This is a genomic window from Lewinella sp. W8 (genome assembly GCF_004375085.3).
Taxonomy (GTDB): Bacteria; Bacteroidota; Bacteroidia; order Chitinophagales; family Saprospiraceae; genus Neolewinella.
Genome location: NZ_SNAQ03000007.1, coordinates 132,047 through 149,175 on the forward strand (window position 1 = coordinate 132,047; position 17,129 = coordinate 149,175).

At 58.6% G+C, this 17,129-nt stretch carries 12 protein-coding genes; 6 read left to right on the top strand and 6 right to left on the bottom strand.

Annotation, left to right across the window (positions count from 1 at the left end; genetic code table 11):
- The first annotated feature begins 448 nt into the window (after positions 1-448).
- The gene (locus E1J53_RS09855) at positions 449-4,072 is read left to right on the top strand and encodes an SdrD B-like domain-containing protein (protein WP_134272757.1); all 3,624 of its coding nucleotides are present in this window, start codon (positions 449-451) and stop codon (positions 4,070-4,072) included.
- Here the strand turns inward: E1J53_RS09855 and E1J53_RS09860 are convergent.
- The 3 genes from E1J53_RS09860 to E1J53_RS09870 are packed head-to-tail and all read right to left on the bottom strand — an operon-like array spanning position 4,062 to position 6,744.
- Complete coding sequence (locus E1J53_RS09860) at positions 4,062-4,931, bottom strand: hypothetical protein (RefSeq protein WP_134272758.1); 870 nt, start codon at positions 4,929-4,931, stop codon at positions 4,062-4,064. The genes E1J53_RS09855 and E1J53_RS09860 overlap by 11 nt on opposite strands.
- Positions 4,916-5,611, bottom strand: coding sequence for a 5-oxoprolinase subunit PxpB (gene pxpB / locus E1J53_RS09865; protein ID WP_134272759.1), 696 nt, complete (start codon positions 5,609-5,611; stop codon positions 4,916-4,918). Before pxpB ends, E1J53_RS09860 begins: the two co-directional genes overlap by 16 nt.
- Complete coding sequence (locus tag E1J53_RS09870; protein ID WP_134272760.1) at positions 5,611-6,744, bottom strand: glycosyltransferase; 1,134 nt, start codon at positions 6,742-6,744, stop codon at positions 5,611-5,613. The genes pxpB and E1J53_RS09870 overlap by 1 nt, the downstream gene beginning before the upstream one ends.
- 131 nt (positions 6,745-6,875) lie before the next feature.
- On the opposite strand from E1J53_RS09870, the gene E1J53_RS09875 reads away from it, so the two are divergent.
- Positions 6,876-7,748: a family 16 glycosylhydrolase gene (locus E1J53_RS09875; RefSeq protein ID WP_134272761.1), complete on the top strand. Its 873-nt coding sequence runs from the start codon at positions 6,876-6,878 to the stop codon at positions 7,746-7,748.
- Here E1J53_RS09875 and E1J53_RS09880 read toward each other — a convergent pair.
- Positions 7,721-8,149, bottom strand: a complete 429-nt coding sequence (locus tag E1J53_RS09880) for a hypothetical protein (protein ID WP_134272762.1) — start codon at positions 8,147-8,149, stop codon at positions 7,721-7,723. The genes E1J53_RS09875 and E1J53_RS09880 overlap by 28 nt on opposite strands.
- Before the next feature lie 89 nt (positions 8,150-8,238).
- Between E1J53_RS09880 and E1J53_RS09885 the strand changes: the two genes are divergently transcribed.
- Positions 8,239-9,456, top strand: coding sequence for an MFS transporter (locus E1J53_RS09885; RefSeq protein ID WP_134272763.1), 1,218 nt, complete (start codon positions 8,239-8,241; stop codon positions 9,454-9,456).
- 230 nt (positions 9,457-9,686) lie between these two features.
- Here E1J53_RS09885 and rfbC read toward each other — a convergent pair whose 3' ends face one another.
- Entirely contained in the window at positions 9,687-10,217 is a 531-nt protein-coding gene (gene rfbC / locus E1J53_RS09890) for a dTDP-4-dehydrorhamnose 3,5-epimerase (RefSeq protein WP_134272764.1), read from the bottom strand.
- 28 nt (positions 10,218-10,245) lie between these two features.
- A complete protein-coding gene (locus tag E1J53_RS09895) occupies positions 10,246-10,797 on the bottom strand; it encodes a DinB family protein (protein ID WP_134272765.1) in 552 nt (183 codons plus the stop codon).
- 193 nt (positions 10,798-10,990) lie between these two features.
- Here E1J53_RS09895 and E1J53_RS09900 point away from each other — a divergent pair, with 193 nt between their 5' ends.
- The 3 genes from E1J53_RS09900 to smc all read left to right on the top strand — a co-directional run bounded on the left by E1J53_RS09900 (position 10,991) and on the right by smc (position 16,827).
- A complete protein-coding gene (locus E1J53_RS09900; protein WP_134272766.1) occupies positions 10,991-11,848 on the top strand; it encodes a hypothetical protein in 858 nt (285 codons plus the stop codon).
- 535 nt (positions 11,849-12,383) lie between these two features.
- Positions 12,384-13,082 (top strand): hypothetical protein, encoded by a 699-nt coding sequence (locus tag E1J53_RS09905; RefSeq protein WP_134272767.1) that lies wholly within the window; start codon positions 12,384-12,386, stop codon positions 13,080-13,082.
- 190 nt (positions 13,083-13,272) lie between these two features.
- The gene (gene smc / locus E1J53_RS09910; protein WP_134272768.1) at positions 13,273-16,827 is read left to right on the top strand and encodes a chromosome segregation protein SMC; all 3,555 of its coding nucleotides are present in this window, start codon (positions 13,273-13,275) and stop codon (positions 16,825-16,827) included.
- Positions 16,828-17,129: the final 302 nt, after the last annotated feature.

Sequence of the window (17,129 nt, forward strand, 5' to 3'; positions counted from 1 at the left end):
CCATTTGGCGCGGAGCGCGGGTGCATTGCCCTACCCGAAAGCAATGGCACCTGCACTCCGTTGCCCATGGTTTTGCCGGACGCAAAGTAGCCTTCGGAAGGTGGTATAAATTGTACCCGGAAAAATGAAAATCTCCGCGATAAGCCCCAGAAGTTACCCTTCGGGGTGGTCGAAAAGCGGAGGTCGTCTTGAGAGATCATTAAGCCACTTTTATACCTGGAGTTTTCCCCGCCCGATCAGATTCCTGGTCGGGCTTTTGCCTTGTCGTTCGCGGGGCTAATGCTGGGGGAACAAGTCGTAAGGTTTCCGGCTGGACTTCCCCAAGTCCGGGAATTTGTGGACCTTGAAGGCTCCTGCGTATGTGAATTTCTTCAATTCGAAACCCACTGCTTTCAAACTATTGATCTGCTCTAATTGAAAGCTTGATCACCTGAAATATCCTTACAATATGAAACAAATGCTCCGTTGGCTTGCCCCTTATGTGCTCGTGCTCCTGGGGACTCAGCTTTCCGCTCAGTGTAACATTATTCCCGAGATCACCGCAATGCGTTGTGCCGACGGCGGCTCGGCATACTTCGTGGACGTATGGGGCCAGGGGACGGGAGACAGCAGCTGGTTCAGCCCGGAGTTTAACCAGTCGGGCCTTTACGGTGATACGGTAACGTTTGGCCCCGTCATGGGCAGCGACGATTTTTTTGCGCGCATCATCGACGAGTCCAACCGGAACTGCGCCCGTTCGGTTTCGGCCGGGGCCATCGGCTGCGCGCAAGACAGCTGTGCGAACATCTTCGTGGAGGCCTTTGGGGAATCGACTGGTCAGCTCTGTGAGCAGGTGCTCCCCGTAAGGGTGACCATTGAGTTTGCCCGACTTCCGGCTACCGTGGTGGTCGTCGGAGCACTGGGCGGTGCTCAGCGCATCACCAACGGCAACGAAGCCTACTTTGAGGTGCCGGGGGGCGGGGAGTACACCGCCTTCGTGGAAGATGCCGTCGGTTGCGTGGCGGAAACCTTCTTTGAGGTGGAACCGGGAACGGATTGCGGGAGCATTGGTGGCATTACCTGGTTGGACGAGAACGCCGACGGCATTCGGCAAGCCGGGGAACCCGCCATGGCCAACACCGTCCGTCTTTTTTACGAAGGGGACCTGTGGGTCACGGTGCCCAGCACCGGCGCAAATGGCGAATATTTTCTTGAAGGCTTACTTCCCGGAAATTACGTGGTCGAATTCGAGGAGCCGACGAACCCGGCCGGTCCCTGGCAGCCCACCCTCCGTAATCAGGGCAATGATCCTGACCTGGATAGCGACGCGGACCGTGGGACGCGTCGCGTGGCGCTGGCCGTCGCGGAAGGAGACCAATTTACGGGAATCAACGTTGGTTGGGTCCCCCAGAACTGTATCGTACAGACCCGATCGGTTGCCGCAACCTGCGCAATGGGCGGCGTGGCCTGGGCGGAATACACGGGGTCTGGAGAGCTGGACAGCCTGGTCTGGAACACGGGCGAGCGCACCGACACCATTGAAAGCCTCATTCCGGGCATCTATTCCGTGATCGCCTACTTCTCTGATGGCTGTGTTGCCGACAATGAGGTGGTCGTTGTGCTGGACGACAACAACGGACTGGAAGTCAGTATCGAAGGAGAATTCGGCTGCTCCCTGAACGAAGCAAATTTCCTGGCGGCGGTGGTCACCGGGGGGAGGGGACCCTACACTTTCGACTGGGGAACCCCCGGACTGGAAGTCTGGAGGGATTCCATTTTGCCCAGTGGTCTTTTAGTCCAACAGGGATTCTACGACGTAACGGTCAGCAACAGCGTCGGCTGTGTTGGTTTTGACCGCATCCAGTATCTGCCGGGGCCCGTTTTGCTGGAGGAGATCAATATCGTGGGGCCGGATAGGTTTCCCTGCGATCAGGATTCTATCGTCCTCTCCGTCGATAGCATCCCGACGGGCTACACGATCTCCTGGTTTGACGAACGGGGGGAAACCTACCGGGGCGATAGTATCACCGTTGGGAGAGACGGAACGTATTTCGTGCAGGCCAGCCCGGAAAACGACTCTCTGTGTTTGTTGCAGGATGACTTTTTGGTGCTTGACCCGCGTTTGGACGGTGGCTTCACCTTTGACTTTGAACGAGAATCCTGCGGGGAAGTCACCTGCCTCTATCTGGTGCCTAACGAAGTCTTCCGGGTAGCGGCCTTTAACTTTTCCTGGACGGGACCGGACGGGCCCCTCGTTGACTCTTCTTCCGTCATCTGTGTGGATGCCCCCGGAGAATACTCCGTTGTTGTGTCCAGTGAGTGCGGCATAGATACTTTGTTTTATTTCCTGGATCTGGGAGCAGAGGAATGCCGCCAGTTAGGGGGAACCCTGTGGCTGGATCAGGCCGGGAATTGCTCCCTGGATCAGGAAGATCTGCCCGTGCCGGGAAGGATGATTGAAATCCGCGAGGTGGACGGGGGAGAAAGCTACTTTGCACTCAGTGGCCCGAACGGAGGTTGGTCCACCGAGGTGCCCCTGGGTGAATACGAGGTGTTTCCCATCGTAGCGGGAGACAGCCTGGTAGGAAATTGTGATACTGCGATGGTTCAGGTTACCCCGGATAGTCAGCAAGAGCTGGATCTTTTCTTGCCCTCCCTGGGGCCCTGTCCCCGGATGACGACCTCCGTCGCCATTCCTTTCCTCCGCCGGTGCTTCCCCAATACGCTATTCGTAGAATACCGCAATGAAGGGACGGCCACGGCCGTAAACCCGGAGTTAAGGGTGCAACTAGACCATGACCTGATTTTCCTGGACGCCAGCCTGCCGGTGACGCAGAATGGGCAGGAGCTGGTGTTTGTGCTGGATTCACTTCCGCCCTTTGCCACGGGCGTAGTAGCCATTATGGTGGAGGTAGATTGTTCCGCAATCCTCGGTCAATCCCACTGCGTGGAGGCAACGGCTACCCCAAATTTTCCCTGTGTCCCGGAGAGCAACTGGTCCGGCGGACTGGTCTCGGTAGCGGGAACGGTCTGTAACGGCGACAGTCTCACTTTCCTGGTGGAGAATATTGGAGAATTCCCGCTTTCCGCTCCCCTGAGTTTTGTGGTCGTGGAGGACGGGATTATGATGACGGCGCGTCCGCTCGTCGGTCCCGTTCTGGACGCGAACGGAGTCTTTGAAGTGAACGTTCCGGCGAACGGCAGTACTTACCAGATCATCGCCGAACAGGAACCCAACGCTCCGGGTGGGCGAGTGGTAAGCGTGTTGGCGGAAGGCTGCGGAGAAAACAATGCCGGAAGCTTCAGTACGGGCTTTGCCAACATCCTCCCACTACGGAACGGTAACCCTGGCAGCTCGGTCGCCTGCCGGGAAAACGTGGGGGCCTATGACCCCAACGATAAGCGCGGTTTCCCGCTGGGGTGGGACGACAACAATATCGAACCGGGCACCCGGATTGATTACGCCATTCGCTTCCAGAATACCGGCACGGATACGGCCTTTACGGTAATCATTAGGGATACCATTGGCCCGGAATTAGACCTGGCCAGCCTGCGGCTGGAAGCCGCCAGTCACCCCTATTCCGCTACGGTCGACAGTAGTCGGGTACTGACCATCACCTTTGAGAACATCCTCCTTCCCGATAGTTCGACCAATCTGGCGGGTAGTCAGGGCGTAGTCAATTTCTCCATCGACCACGCCAAGGACCTGGAACGGGGTGACCTCATATTTAACCAGGCGGCCATTTACTTTGACTTCAACGAGCCCATCATCACTAATCGCTCCCGACATCGACTGGCCACCGAGCCCCTGCCCACGAGCATTCTGGAGCATGGGGCACTACTGCAGCCCGTTACCGTATACCCCAATCCGGGAAGCGGGATGATTCAGCTAAGCAGGGGGCCTAATGGCGTAAGTCATCGGGATCAGGTGCTAATCCTCGACGTCTACGGCCGGGAAGTGGCCCGCAGGGCCTACGGCATGCTTGGCTCGGGCTGGGATCTCCGGCAACTAGGGAGAGGGTACTACCTGCTTCTGATCACGGATGGCGCCAATCGCATTGTTGGGCGGACGTCTTTCGTAATCACGCCTTAGCGGGTAAACGGAAGGACAAAAATTCCCCGGGCATCAATTGATTGGCCATCCCCAGATCGGTGGACTGTTGGAGCACCAATGCTCTCGGATAGCCGCCGATGGTCTGGGCCTCCGGGCCCAGCAGAATGGGGCCGCTGGGCGTCAGTTGAACGGTGCCGGGAAGTACCGGTGAGCTGATCATGTCGGGCCAGTCGGACCGGTCGGGCGGTTGGGGGTTGAGGAGCCGGATGGCCTGGCGGTTGCTGTCCGGACTGACCGAAAAAGTAGCCGTCGTCAGCCACGATTTCCACCGGGCCGGGAGCTCGTGCCATTCCGGCCCGGGCAGGACGCTTAACCGTTGCGGGCCCTGGGGGCGGTGCTGGTGGACGTCGAGGTCCAGCTCGAAATCCGCTTCGGAATCTGCGGTGATGATGGTCTTCCATCCGGGGTGTGGAGGTAGCTGTCCGGGTAGCCCGGCCTCCACGCTGCCGAGCTGTCGGGCTACGTGCCATTTCCCCCGGATGCTCAGGTATCCCCGGCAGCCGGCCCGGGACCGCCCCCCGGTCAGCAGATAGTCTCCGTCCAGATAAATGGTCGTGTAGTAGTCGGCGAGTTGCCCGTTGAGGCGCCAGTTCATTTCTGCCCCCGTAATGACCATTTGCCCCTTGCCACTCAAAATCCATTCTCCGCCGAGCAGGGTGGTCTCGAGGCAAACCGAATGTCGTGGTCGGTGGAGCAGTTGATTGGCGGCCAGAAACGCTGCCGGGTCCGCGGCGCCGCCGGTGGGAACGCCCAGGGCCCGCCGGCCCGGGCGGCCACCGTCAACGAGGAAGGCGCCTCCTCCCGGTCGGATGCATTCGATGTTCAGCGTGTCGGCCATTCCCGAAGCGGTTTTTGGTGAAGTTCGTGGTAGGTTTCCAGGTCAACGGAGAAAAATTTTACCCGGTCGCCCGCCCGCAGCCGGATGGGGTCAGTGCCGGTGCGGATCATGGCTACGGGGCAGCGCCCGATCAGTTGCCATCCCCCGGGGCTCCCCGTGGGGTAGACGCCGGTTTGCCGGCCGGCAAGTCCGACGGAACCCGCGGGTACGGCGCGTCGGGGATTCGACTTGCGCGAGATTTGGAGCCGTTCGTCCGTTGTGCCCAGAAAACCGAAGCCCGGAAGAAAGCCGAGCTGGTAGACCAGGTAAGTCGGTCGAGTGTGGAGATCCACCACCTGAGCGGCCGTCAGGTCCAGGGTCTCGGTCACGTGGGGGAGGTCCGGTGCTACCTCCGGGTCGTAACATACCGGAAGCTCATGCAGGACGCCCGGAGGAATCTCATCGGGAGTGAGTTGCAGCGCATAGATGGCCTCCCGGAGTTGGTAGGCGGTGATTTTGGGGGGAAGGAAGCGTACCAGCAGGGAGGCGTAGGCGGGAATGCATTCCGCGACCCCCGGATTTTGACCGATCGCCCGGGCGTAGCGGTGCACGCTCTGATTGATCATCGGGTCAATCCGGGCTTCCCACTCCAGCAGCAGGGCGGAAGAACCGTAGGTACGAATGGATCTTGGCAACCGCATTAGGGAAAGCTTTGCTGATAGATGGATTCCAATAAATCCTGGGTGTATCGGAGGCCAAACCTGGCGAGCGCCAGTTGACGGATGGCCTTTCGTTGGGCCAAATTAGGGATTGGCGCATTGCCAAGGGCGACAAATCGGTGTGAAATCTCGGCGGGCGAATCAGTAATCGATTCACCCATCAGTGCGTCGTGAAGGATATCCTGCGGCCCACCCGCCCGGGTCGCGAGGCAGTAGAGCCCGGAAAGCAGGGCCTCGACCAGCACGACACTCTGGGTTTCGTAGCGGGAGGTGAGGATGAAATAGTCCGAGTTGCGCATCAGCTGCGCGATTTCTTCCCTCGGGTGGGGGCCGGAGAGGGTAATAATGCCTGGCGGCAGGTGCCGGGCTTGTACCAGTTCGTGCAGTGCTTCCCGGTTGCCATCGGTAGCCAGGTGCAGCCGGAGTCGGGGAGCACGTTCGTAGGCCCTGGCGAAAGCCTCCAGGAGCAGTTCCGGCCGCTTGTTGGCGGTGGCGTCGGAGACGTGCAGCAGGACCACGGATTCCCGGTTGGGGTCCGGCGCCAGGGGCCGGAAAATACCGTCATCCACCACGTTGGGCACCACCCGGTAGTTGCCCGGGAACCCCCGGGCCCGCATGGCCGCGGCCAGGGAGGGGGAAACCGGGAGCATCGCGGCGGCCCCGGCCGCCGCCCGGCGGGCGAGGTAGCGATCCGGCCAGCGCGTCCAGTGTGCCGGCCGCAGATACCTGCTGGAATGTTCGGAAACCACGAAAGGAATCCCCAACCGTCGGGCCAGCCTACTGGCCACAATGCCACCGTCGATGAGGACGTGGGCGTGAATCAGTTGTGGTTCAATGAGGAGGAGGCTCAGCGCCCGCTTCCAGGCCCGTTGCCGTCCCCAAAGACGTTGCACCCGCGCTCCGTCGCCCCCGTAATATACCGTAACCACCCGTCCGTAGGCCTCGTTGCGAACGTGCTCTTCCAGCGTACCTCCCGGAAGGTCGGAGTCCGCCTCCACGTGCAACACCTCCACCTCGTACCGTTGGGCAACCAGTTCCGCAAACCGCTCCACGAAGTTCCCGTGGTGTGGGGAAGTGCGATTGGGATACCAGGGCGTGACGAAAAGAATGCGCATGAACCGTAAATGTAGGTGGAAAAGCTTATCCCCGTATGCTTTGCGGCGGGAGCGTATCCGGAAATCAATCCTGCAGGCTTTACCTTTGGGGCGCTTTATTTCAATCCCCTGATTAATCAAGCCGTAATCTTATGTTTAAATCCGCTTTTTACCCCTTGCTTTTACTGCCCCTGTTGATGCTTTCCTGCCAGGATGATGGTCCTGCGGGCACCACTTCCCCCGCCTCATCCGGGAACTCCGGACCCGTAACGGACAGTGAAGGCGTGCCCGAGGGGTATGCGCTGGTCTGGAACGAAGAGTTTGACTACGAAGGCTTACCGGACACCAGCATCTGGGGCTATCAGGTAGGTGGTTTTGGCTGGACGGCCAAAGAACTGCAGCACTACAAAGATGCCGACCCCGACAACGTCAGCGTAGGCAATGGTCATCTGACCATCACCGCTTTGCAGGAAGACTACCAGGGAAATAAATTTACCAGCACCCGCCTGGTGTCCAAGGGGAAGGCCGACTTTGACCAGGGCTATTTTGAAATTCGCGCACAGTTCCCCAAGGGTAACGGGCTGCGTTCTGCTTTCTGGATGGTGGGCGATACCGTGAGTAAGATGGGGTGGCCCAATGCCGGAGAAATTGATCTGGTCGAACATTACGGGCAGTTTCCCAACGTCATTAACGCGGCGGTACAAACCCAGGATGCTTTTTGGGCCAAGCAGGGAAAGGGACAGTTGGGAGGTTCCACCACCCTGGAAGGTGTAGAGGAGGACTTCCACGTTTATGGCTGTCTCTGGACGGATGATGCACTGACCTTTTCCGTGGACGGAAACCCATACTGGACCTACACCCGCGACTACGCCCGGGAGACCATGGGCTGGCCTTTTCAGTGGCCCTTCTACATGGTAGCGACGCTGTCCGTCGGCGGTATTCGCGGGCCGATCGGCAAATACGATGCGGGCGCCTTCCCGGCGGAGTATAAGATCGACTACGTGCGGGTATACCAAAAGGAGTAACTGATCCAGAGGGCTTTTGCCGTCCAGAGAATAGTCCTTGGCCAGTTGATCCGGATCAGGGCTTCAATGACCGCTGGTTCCCGGTGCGTACTCAGACTATCGTGTAGCGGGATGGCCTTCAGGAAGGTGATGCCCCAGATCAGGAGCACCATGAACAATGGGACGGCCCACTGCCAGTCGAAGCCGGTTTTGTAGGCCAGGTAGGCACTCAGTCCGATTTCCAGGAGCATCAGCGGCATGACGATCATGGTGATGCTGGAAGTGTGGTGGGGGTGGAACTCCGAAAAATCCGGAACGTAGCGAAAAGCAGGGTAGTGGACGAGCTGAATCGTCCAGATAAGTCCGAAGAGGGCCCAACTACTGGCCAGGCTCAGCAACCATTCTAGGGCGGATATTGACACGGGAATGGGAGGTTGGTAATTGTAAACCCACAAGATATTGCATCCGGGCCGATGGCCCGGCCCCGGTACCCCCAATCTATCTTTGCGCCATGACCACCGCTCAACTGAAACTTGCCCGTATTGCCGTTGCGTTGATTTTTGCGCTCAACGGATTATTGTACGCCAACTGGACCAGCCGCCTGCCCCGCCTCCAGGAAATCTACGGCATCGATAACGGGAAAACGGGTTTCGCCCTTACCTGCCTGGCCATCGGTGCCCTGGTGGGGATGCCCCTGACCGGCGTGTTGATCGTTCGCTACGGCAGCCGCATGCTGACGTCGGTGGCCATCATCATGGTGGCGGTCATTATGCCCTTCATGGCGTTCATGCCGTCCTACTTCGGGCTCCTGCTGGTCATGCCCATGTTCGGGCTCTTTACCGGAATGGTGGACATTGCCATGAACGCCCAGGCCATCGTGATCGAAGAGGGGATGAAAAAACCCCTGATGTCTTCCTTTCACGCCTATTTCTCGGTGGGAATGTTCGTCGGGGCGGGAATTGCGGCGGGGCTAATTGCCCTGGGGCTGGATGCGGGGCCGCATCTGCTGACCGTCTCCGGAGCGAGTCTGCTGATCAGCCTCTGGTGCGTGCGGCAATTGCTTCCCGACGCTCCGGTGGAAACGAATACGGAGGGAAAGAAGGTGCGGAAGTTCAGCCTGACGATTATTTACCTTGGCGCGGCCGCCTTTTGCTGTATGCTGGCCGAAGGGTCAATGGCGGACTGGACGCCCCTGTACATGATTAAGGTAACGATGAGTCCGGAAAGCTTTGGTCCCATCGGCCAGGCGGCCTACAGTGGTGCGATGGTCCTGGGCCGATTCCTGGGGGACTGGCTGCGCGCCCGGTTGGGGGCGGCGGCCCTCATTCGGGGAGGTGCCATATCCGCCATGACGGGGCTGGCCATCGCCATCTTCTTTCCGGCGCCCTTTACGGCCATCATCGGCTTTGCGCTGGTGGGGCTGGGGCTGGCGAATATCGTGCCCATCGTGTACAGCATCTCGGGTAAGATTCCCGGCCTGCCGGCCGGGGTGGGCATTTCTTCGGTCAGTACCCTGGGATACTCCGGATTCCTGGTCGGGCCGCCCATCATCGGGTACATTGCCGACTACCAGAATGCCCTGCTGGCCTCCGGCGGCAGTTGGTTGCCCGGCGTCCTGGGGCTGCGGGTCGGGCTCGGGTTTGTGCTGTTCCTCATGGTGCTGCTGTTGATCCTGGCACTCTTCGTACTCAAATTTGAGGACCCGCAGAAGCGTAAAATTGAAGGCTGAGGAATAGGCTTGCTCCGCAAGCTGGTCGTCAAGGCTAAGGCTTGGAAATGAACTCCGGAGTAAGTTTGCTCTGCAAGCCGGTCGTCAAGGCCCCGAATCCGCCGGTCGAGACGATCCTCGTCGAGCCGCTCTTGGTGGAAAAACAATTTACCGAAGCAGCCTTACGGTCACGTCCAAAATAAGCATGGTCAGCACCGCACAAACTGGTCAGTGATTACCGGTCGGAACGATCAATCCAGTAACTCCCACCGCAGGTCGCGTTCGGCGAGCTGGAAAGCAGTGCCGAGGTCGGGCCAGTTGATGGCCAGCCGGGGGTCGTCGTAGCGCAGGCCTCCTTCGGCTTCCGGAGCGTAGAAGTTATCGCATTTGTAGGCGAAGGTGGCGTGGGGGGAGGTCACGAGATAGCCGTGGGCGAAGCCACGGGGGACAAAGAGCTGGCGCCGGTTTTCGGCACTGAGCACGAGGCCGAAGCTTTGGTTCAGGGTGGGGGAGTCGGGGCGCAGGTCGACGATTACGTCATAGACTTCCCCCTCAAGGACCCGGACGAGTTTAGCCTGGGCGGCCTCTCCGTACTGGAAGTGCAGTCCCCGCAACACGCCGCGAGCGGAGCGGGCCTGGTTATCCTGCACAAACACATTGGGGATGCCTGCTTCCCGGAAGGTCCGTTCATTGTACGACTCAAAGAAGTAGCCCCGGTCGTCGCCGTGAACGACGGGCTCAAAAATAAGAGCGTCTGCCAGGGGAGTTGGAAGGAAAGGCAAGGTAGCTGGGATTGTTTCGGGAATCGGATTACCAGCCGCGGTAGCGGGGAGGGGTAAGGTCCAGCAGCCGGAGGTAAACCAGCAACTGCGCCCGGTGGTGGGTGGCGTGATCCTGCAGGAGGTAGACGATGGTCCTGCGCGATTTGGGGCCGGCGAAAAAGTTCTCTACCGGTTCTTCCCACCGGTCTTCCGTGAGGGTGGTGACGGCGCTGGCGGCGAAGGCGTGGGCGTCCGTCAGTAATTGCACCAGTTCCTTGCGGGTCAGGGTTTCGGCGGACAGCTTGTTGCGCAACTCCTCCTCGTTGTAGCTAGCGGGTTGGTAGTCCAAAAAGCGGCGGGAGAGGCCGAACATATTGCCGCTGATGTGCTGCACCTGTTCCTGGATGGACATCTGGCTGGCGGTAGGGCGAAACTGCAGGCTGCTGTCGGGGACCATCTCCAGGGCTTCCAAAGTATACTTCAGGGAGTTTTCCCATTTTTCCAGCCACTCTTCGGTGGCCGTGCCGGCCTTAAAGGCGGCATCCTGTGCGTTCATGGTCATACCCAATAGACAAAAGACCAAAAGGAAGTAGTTTTTCATGCGGCAAAGATAAACGGTGGCGGGGGTTATGCCCGGCGGATATTTCCCAAAGGTAAACTGCTGGGTTTGGGGGATCAATCAGGATGGCGAAGCAGGTACCGTGGACCCTGGTAGCGCAAGCCACCCGGATCATTTTGCAAGACCAAGCTCGCTCCCGTACCTTCGTAGTCTACTGATACAAAGAATCCCTATTTTGAAACGTGTAATTATTATCCTGCTGCTCCTGGCCGGTTGGCTGGAAGGGCAAGCCCAGTATACGGGCGACAGCCTCTACTTTCTGCTCCCCACCGATACCATGACCCTGTATTCTGAAGGTAAGGGGGACGGACACATTTATTTCGACCATTATCTGGCCCCCGGGCAAACGCTCTTCGGGGCGGCGAGATTCTACGGGCTCACCCTGGAGGAGGTATACATGCTTAACCCGGGACTGCGGACCGGCTACGAAACGGGTGACCGGGTGAAGGTCGTGGTGCCGAGGGGGGCGATTCGCCCGTCGCGGTCGGCCGACAGCCTGGCCTGGTTCGTTCCCATGCGCTACCGCATGGGCCCCGGGCAAACCTATTTCGGGCTACACAAACGGACGCTACAGCTCGAAAACGATGCCCAACTTCAGCAGTTGAATCCGGGATTGAATCCCCTGGCCATGTCGCGTAACCAGGAGGTCAACGTTGGCTACCTGATGATTACCGGCATCCCAAAAGAACTCCAGGGAGAGGTGATCGACCCTTACGTAATCCGTAACCGGGGCCTGCGGGAACTCTGGGAACAGCGCACCAGTGGCAAGCGGATGATTGCCAACAACGGAAAGGCCGCCTGGACGGCCAAGGGAGACGACAACAAGTGGATGGCCCTGCACCGTACGGCACCCATCAACAGCCTCATTGAGATTGATGATCCGCGCAGCCGCAAAACCCTTTACGCCCGCGTGGTGGGCCGCATCCCCGACCAGATTTATGATCGGAATGTGGTGGTGGTCGTCAGTCCGCTCCTCGTCAAGGCTTTCGGGGTAAGGGACAAGCACTTTTACGTCCGTACGCGACATTTTTAGGTAAAGAGACCTCCGGGAAATGCATCCCGAAACCGGTCGAGACGTTCCACGTCGAGCCATTCATAGAGCCGGATGTTTCTAAGGGAAGGAGGGGTTAGGATGTAGGTTTCAGGCTCTAAGATCCAGGATAAGATTGGATGAACCGGCCGCAAACGAACGCAGGGGAAGGCCCGGAAAAGGCTTGCTCCGCAAGCCGGTTGCAAGGGGCCAGATCGATTTCTTGCCGAAAAAGTGGAGCTCGTCCGCCCAGGCGTGAGGCACGAGCAGGCTGGTCGGCCGAGCGGATAGACATCCCTGATCCCAAACGCTTCGTCCATTTCAGGAAGTCCTCCCTTGGGCGATACCTTCCGGTGGACATTATCGGAGGTGGAGACTGGGAAGAAAGATGTGATGAACGTTGGTGCATTCGTCGGACGGAAGTATCGCCAAGGGCGATGGAATCCGTACGACGAGGAAAAAGCAGTTTCTGGAAAAGGCTTGCTCGGCAAGCCGTTCGTAAAGACCAGATCGGTATCTTGCCGGAAAAAGTATGGTGATGCGCTACGGAATTTTTCTCCTGGCACTTTGGATGCTGGGTTGCGGCAACGAAACTGCCGCTGTGGAAGACCCCACCGGGACCGCCCCGGTGGAAGAAATGGTTGATGATGAGATAATCCCTGCTCCGATCCCGGCAGAAGTGGAGGGGGAAGACGACCTGGACGTAGAAGCTGCCATTGAGGAAATCAGAGGTGCTTACCAGCAAATTGAACAGTGGAAAGCCGGCGGTATGCTGAAAAAAGACTCCATCTCGTTTAGGTGCGATGAAGGCGTGGAGGGTGGTTCGGTGGTGCTGTACCGTCGGGGAACCCAGACCGTTTTGGTGGAATACAGTCTGTACCAGGGGGATCACGGCGGGGGCGTAGAATACTGGTACCTCCGGGATGGACGGCCCGTGTTTGTGTTTGGGGAGTCCAGTTACTGGCATTTTGGCGGACCGCAAAGTGAGCTGGAAGACGGCAGCCTGGTCAGTGGCACCAGGGATGTCGTTACGGAGGAACGCTTTTACGTACGGGAGGGCAAAGTTATCCGGGCCTTGACCAAGGAGTACGAGATACTGAGTTGGGCCGACGAGCCTACCGATCCGGACAATGTGCCGAATCAATTGCTGGAAACCGACGGAGAATTACCCGCTGCCTGGGATTTTGTCTCGGAGGTCATCCAAACGGGTAAGGCTGACTGCGACCTGGTGGGATAAACCCACCCACCCGGCCCCCGGAAGGAAGCCCGGCATCCTGTACCGGCTTAGCCGAGTATTCCGCTTTGCTTCACGCGCCGTCGCCCGCCTTAGTTTTCCCCACCGGCTGTTAACAATGCTGTGGAAAGGGAGGAAAACTTCCCTTGGTGCGGTGGTAGGACAATCGTGAGGGAGGTACTACCTTCGCAGGATGCGGCTGAAGCAACTAGAGATAAAGGGCTTTAAGAGTTTTGCCAACCAAACGGTCGTCAACTTTGACGAGGACGTCATTGGTATCGTCGGTCCCAATGGTTCGGGGAAGTCGAACATCGTAGACGCCATTCGTTGGGTGCTGGGAGAACAGAAGGGCAGTGAGCTACGCCTGGACAAGATGAGTTCGGTCATCTTCAACGGTACCAAAAAGAAGAAGGCCGGGAATCTGGCCTCCGTCTCGCTGACTTTCGACAACGATAAGGGACTGCTCCCCACCGAATACAATACCGTCACCGTTACGCGGATGCTGTACCGGAGTGGAGACAGCGAATATCAGCTCAACGGCGTAAAATGCCGCCTGAAGGATATTTCCAATCTCCTGCTGGATACCGGTATCGGCTCCAATTCCTACGCCATCATCGCCCTGGGGATGGTGGACGATATCCTGGCCGATAAGGACAACAGTCGCCGCCGGATGTTTGAGCAGGCGGCGGGCATCAGTAAGTACAAAAGCCGTAAGCGGGAGACCCTCAACAAGCTCAAGGCCACGGAGGGGGACCTGGACCGGATCGAGGATCTCCTCCACGAGATCAACAATAACCTCGTCAGTTTGGAGAAGCAGGCCAAGCGCGCGCGTCGCTACCTGGAACTCAAGGGGCAATACCGGACGATGAGCCTGCAGTTGACGCAGCAGAAAGTCGGTAAGCTTCGGGGGGATTACGGCAAACTGAAGGGAGAGATCACGGCAGCCGAAGACGAATACCGTGCTTCGGACGTGAAAATCCGCCAACTGGAGGCCAAGCTCGAGGAGGAGCGGAAGAAGCACGTCGATAAAGAAAAGGGGCTCGGAGAGCGCCAGAGAAAACTGAACGAGTTGGTCAACGAGCTTCGCGGCCTCGAAAACGAGAAGCAGATGCTGGCCCAGCGAAAGACTTTCGTGAAGCGCCAGACGGAAAAACTGCATCAGGATGTAGCCCAGGCGGCGGGGCAGCTAACCGACTACACCGAACAGATCGCCCGTATGGAGGGGCAGATCGCCGAAGAAAAGCGCACCGAGGCGGCCAGGAAATCTGCCCTGGATGCGGCGGCCGAAGCGCTGGAAGAAATCCGCAGCGGACACGAGAGCATCAAGGGCCGGTTGGAGGAAGGCCTGCAGCAACAGCAGCAGGAGGAGCGCAAAATATTTGAGCTGGAGAAGCGCCGGGCCATCAACGGCAACCAGGTAGAGAACTTCCGTTTTCAGATGGAGCGCAACGCCGGGGAAATGGAAGATCGCCAGGGGGAGCGCGAAAGCCTGGAAGCCAGCCTCCGGGAACTGGAGGCCGCCGAGGCGGAGCAGCTCAAATCCCTGGAGGCCCTGGAGAAGGCCGAGACGGACCGTCGGGATGCCCTGGAGAAGGCCGAGGAAACGGTTGATAATCTGCAGAGTGAACAGAGCCGGATCAACCGGGGCCTGGACGCGCGCCGCAACGAATACAAGCTGACCAAGAGCATGATCGACAGTCTGGAAGGTTTTCCGGAATCGATCCGCTTCCTGGCGCAGAGCAAGCAATGGAAGGAGGACCCCCAGCTGCTTTCCGACCTCCTCCTCGTAGAGCCCGATTACCGGGTGGCCATCGAAAACTACCTCGAAGCCTTTCTGAATTACTACGTGGTAGAAAACGCCGCCGAGGCGCGGTCGGCCATCCAGTTACTGAGCCGGAGCCAGAAGGGTAAGGCCAACTTTTTCCTGCTGGATACGATGGACGATCGTTTTGACGGAGGACCCGCCCTGCTGCCGGCGGGTACCCGGCCGGCCACGGAGGTGGTGCGGGTAGATCGTGCCTACCAGCCCCTGCTGAACCACCTGCTGCACAACGTTTTGGTGACCGACTCGGATGAACTGCCGGAACAGCCACCCGAGGGGCTGACGATCCTGTCCCGAAGCGGGCGCTTTATCCGGCGCCCCTTCTCGGTGAGTGGTGGTTCGGTTGGCCTGTTTGAGGGTAAAAAGATTGGTCGGAAGAAGAACCTGGAACAACTCGAAAAGGCCATCGCCGAGGCCGAAGCCAAGGCGGAGGTCATCGACAAGCAACTTTATCAGGAGCGTAATAAACTCAACGAATTACGGCAGCGCCGGGTGGATAAGGACATCCAGGAAAAACAGCGCGAACTGAGCCGCCTGCAGCAGAAGCGGGCCGCCCTGCGGGCCCGGGTGGAGAGTTTCGCCAACTACTTCAACGAGACCACCGCCAAGAATGAGCAACTGCAGCAGCAGGTAGACGATATGCTGCGGGGCAACGTGGAGATCGAGCAGCAACTCAAGGAGCTGCAAACCAGGGTGGAGGAGCTGCGGGAACAGCTGGCGGGTACCGACGGCAACTACCGTCAACTCAGCGAACAACTCTCCCAGGCCAGCGCCGCCTACAACGAGCAAAACATCCTCTACATCCGGCAGCAGAATAAGGTGCAGACGCTGGAGCAGGAGTTGACCTTCCGCCAAAACCGGCTGACCGAGCTCGGGCAGCAGGACGAGGAAAATAAGGACCAACTGAATAAGCTGGCCAAAGAAGCCCGGCAGTTTGAGGAGCAAGAGATTACCCTGGCCAAGAACCTGGAGCTGATGTACGCCAACCGGCAGGAGTACCAGTCTACCCTCAACCTGTTCGAATCGGCCTACTTTGAGGCCCGCACCGAGATCAATAAGCTGGAGGACGACCTGCGGCGGGAAAACCGCGTGCGCCAGGACGGACAGATCAAGGTCAATCAGCTCAAGGAGAAGTTTACCGACATCAAGTTCAAGATCAACGGTCTGGCCGAGCGGCTGAAGATTGAGTTCAACCTCGGACTGGAAGAACTCAACCAGCAGGATATTCCCGAATGGACCGGAGACGCCACCGAACTGGAGATGAAGGTGGACCGCCTGCGGGGCCGCATCGCCAATTACGGGGAAATTAACCCCCTGGCCGTGGAGGCCTACGACGAGATGAAAGAGCGTCACGAGACCATCACCAAACAACGGGATGACATTGTGGAGGCCAAGGACACCCTGATCAATACGATCAAGGAGATCGAAGAAACCGCAACGGTACAGTTCCTGGACGCCTTTGAGCGGGTCCGGATTTACTTCATCGACGTTTTCCGCAGCCTGTTTACCGAAGACGATAACTGTGACCTGATCCTCTTGGACCCCGAAAACCCCCTGGAATCCAAGATTGAAATCGTGGCCAAACCGAAGGGCAAACGGCCACAGACCATCAGTCAGCTGAGTGGTGGCGAAAAGACTCTGACCGCCACGGCGCTTCTCTTCGCGCTCTACCTGCTCAAGCCGGCTCCCTTCTGTATTTTCGACGAGGTGGATGCCCCACTGGATGACGCGAACATTGCCAAGTTTAACCGCATCATCAAGAAGTTCAGCAAAGAGAGCCAGTTCATCATCGTCACCCACAACAAGCTGACCATGGAGGCCGTAGACAGCATCTACGGGGTGTACATGGCCGAACAGGGCGTCAGTGGCGTAGCGCAGGTGAAGTTCACGGAACTGGAGGGCAGTTCGGTGTTTTCGGCGGTGTAGTAGCGGCGGAGGCTGAGGAGAAGGCTGAGGCTAAGGAGAAGGAGAGGAGGTTGCCCTGGTCGGAACGGTAAACTGAGTAGGCGTGCGCCAAGCAGTTTCTGGTCCGAACAGTGGAGGTTGCCGGAGAAAGCGGAGGCTGAGGAGAAGGTAGGTGGTAGCGGGTAGGATTGTAGCGGCGAATGCACCTGTTTCAAGCTAAGGAGAAAGCTAAAGGTTACCCTGGTCGGAACGGTAAATTGAGTAGGCGTCAGCCAAGCAGTTTCTGGTCCAAACAGTGGAGGTTGCCGTAGAAGCCGGTCGTT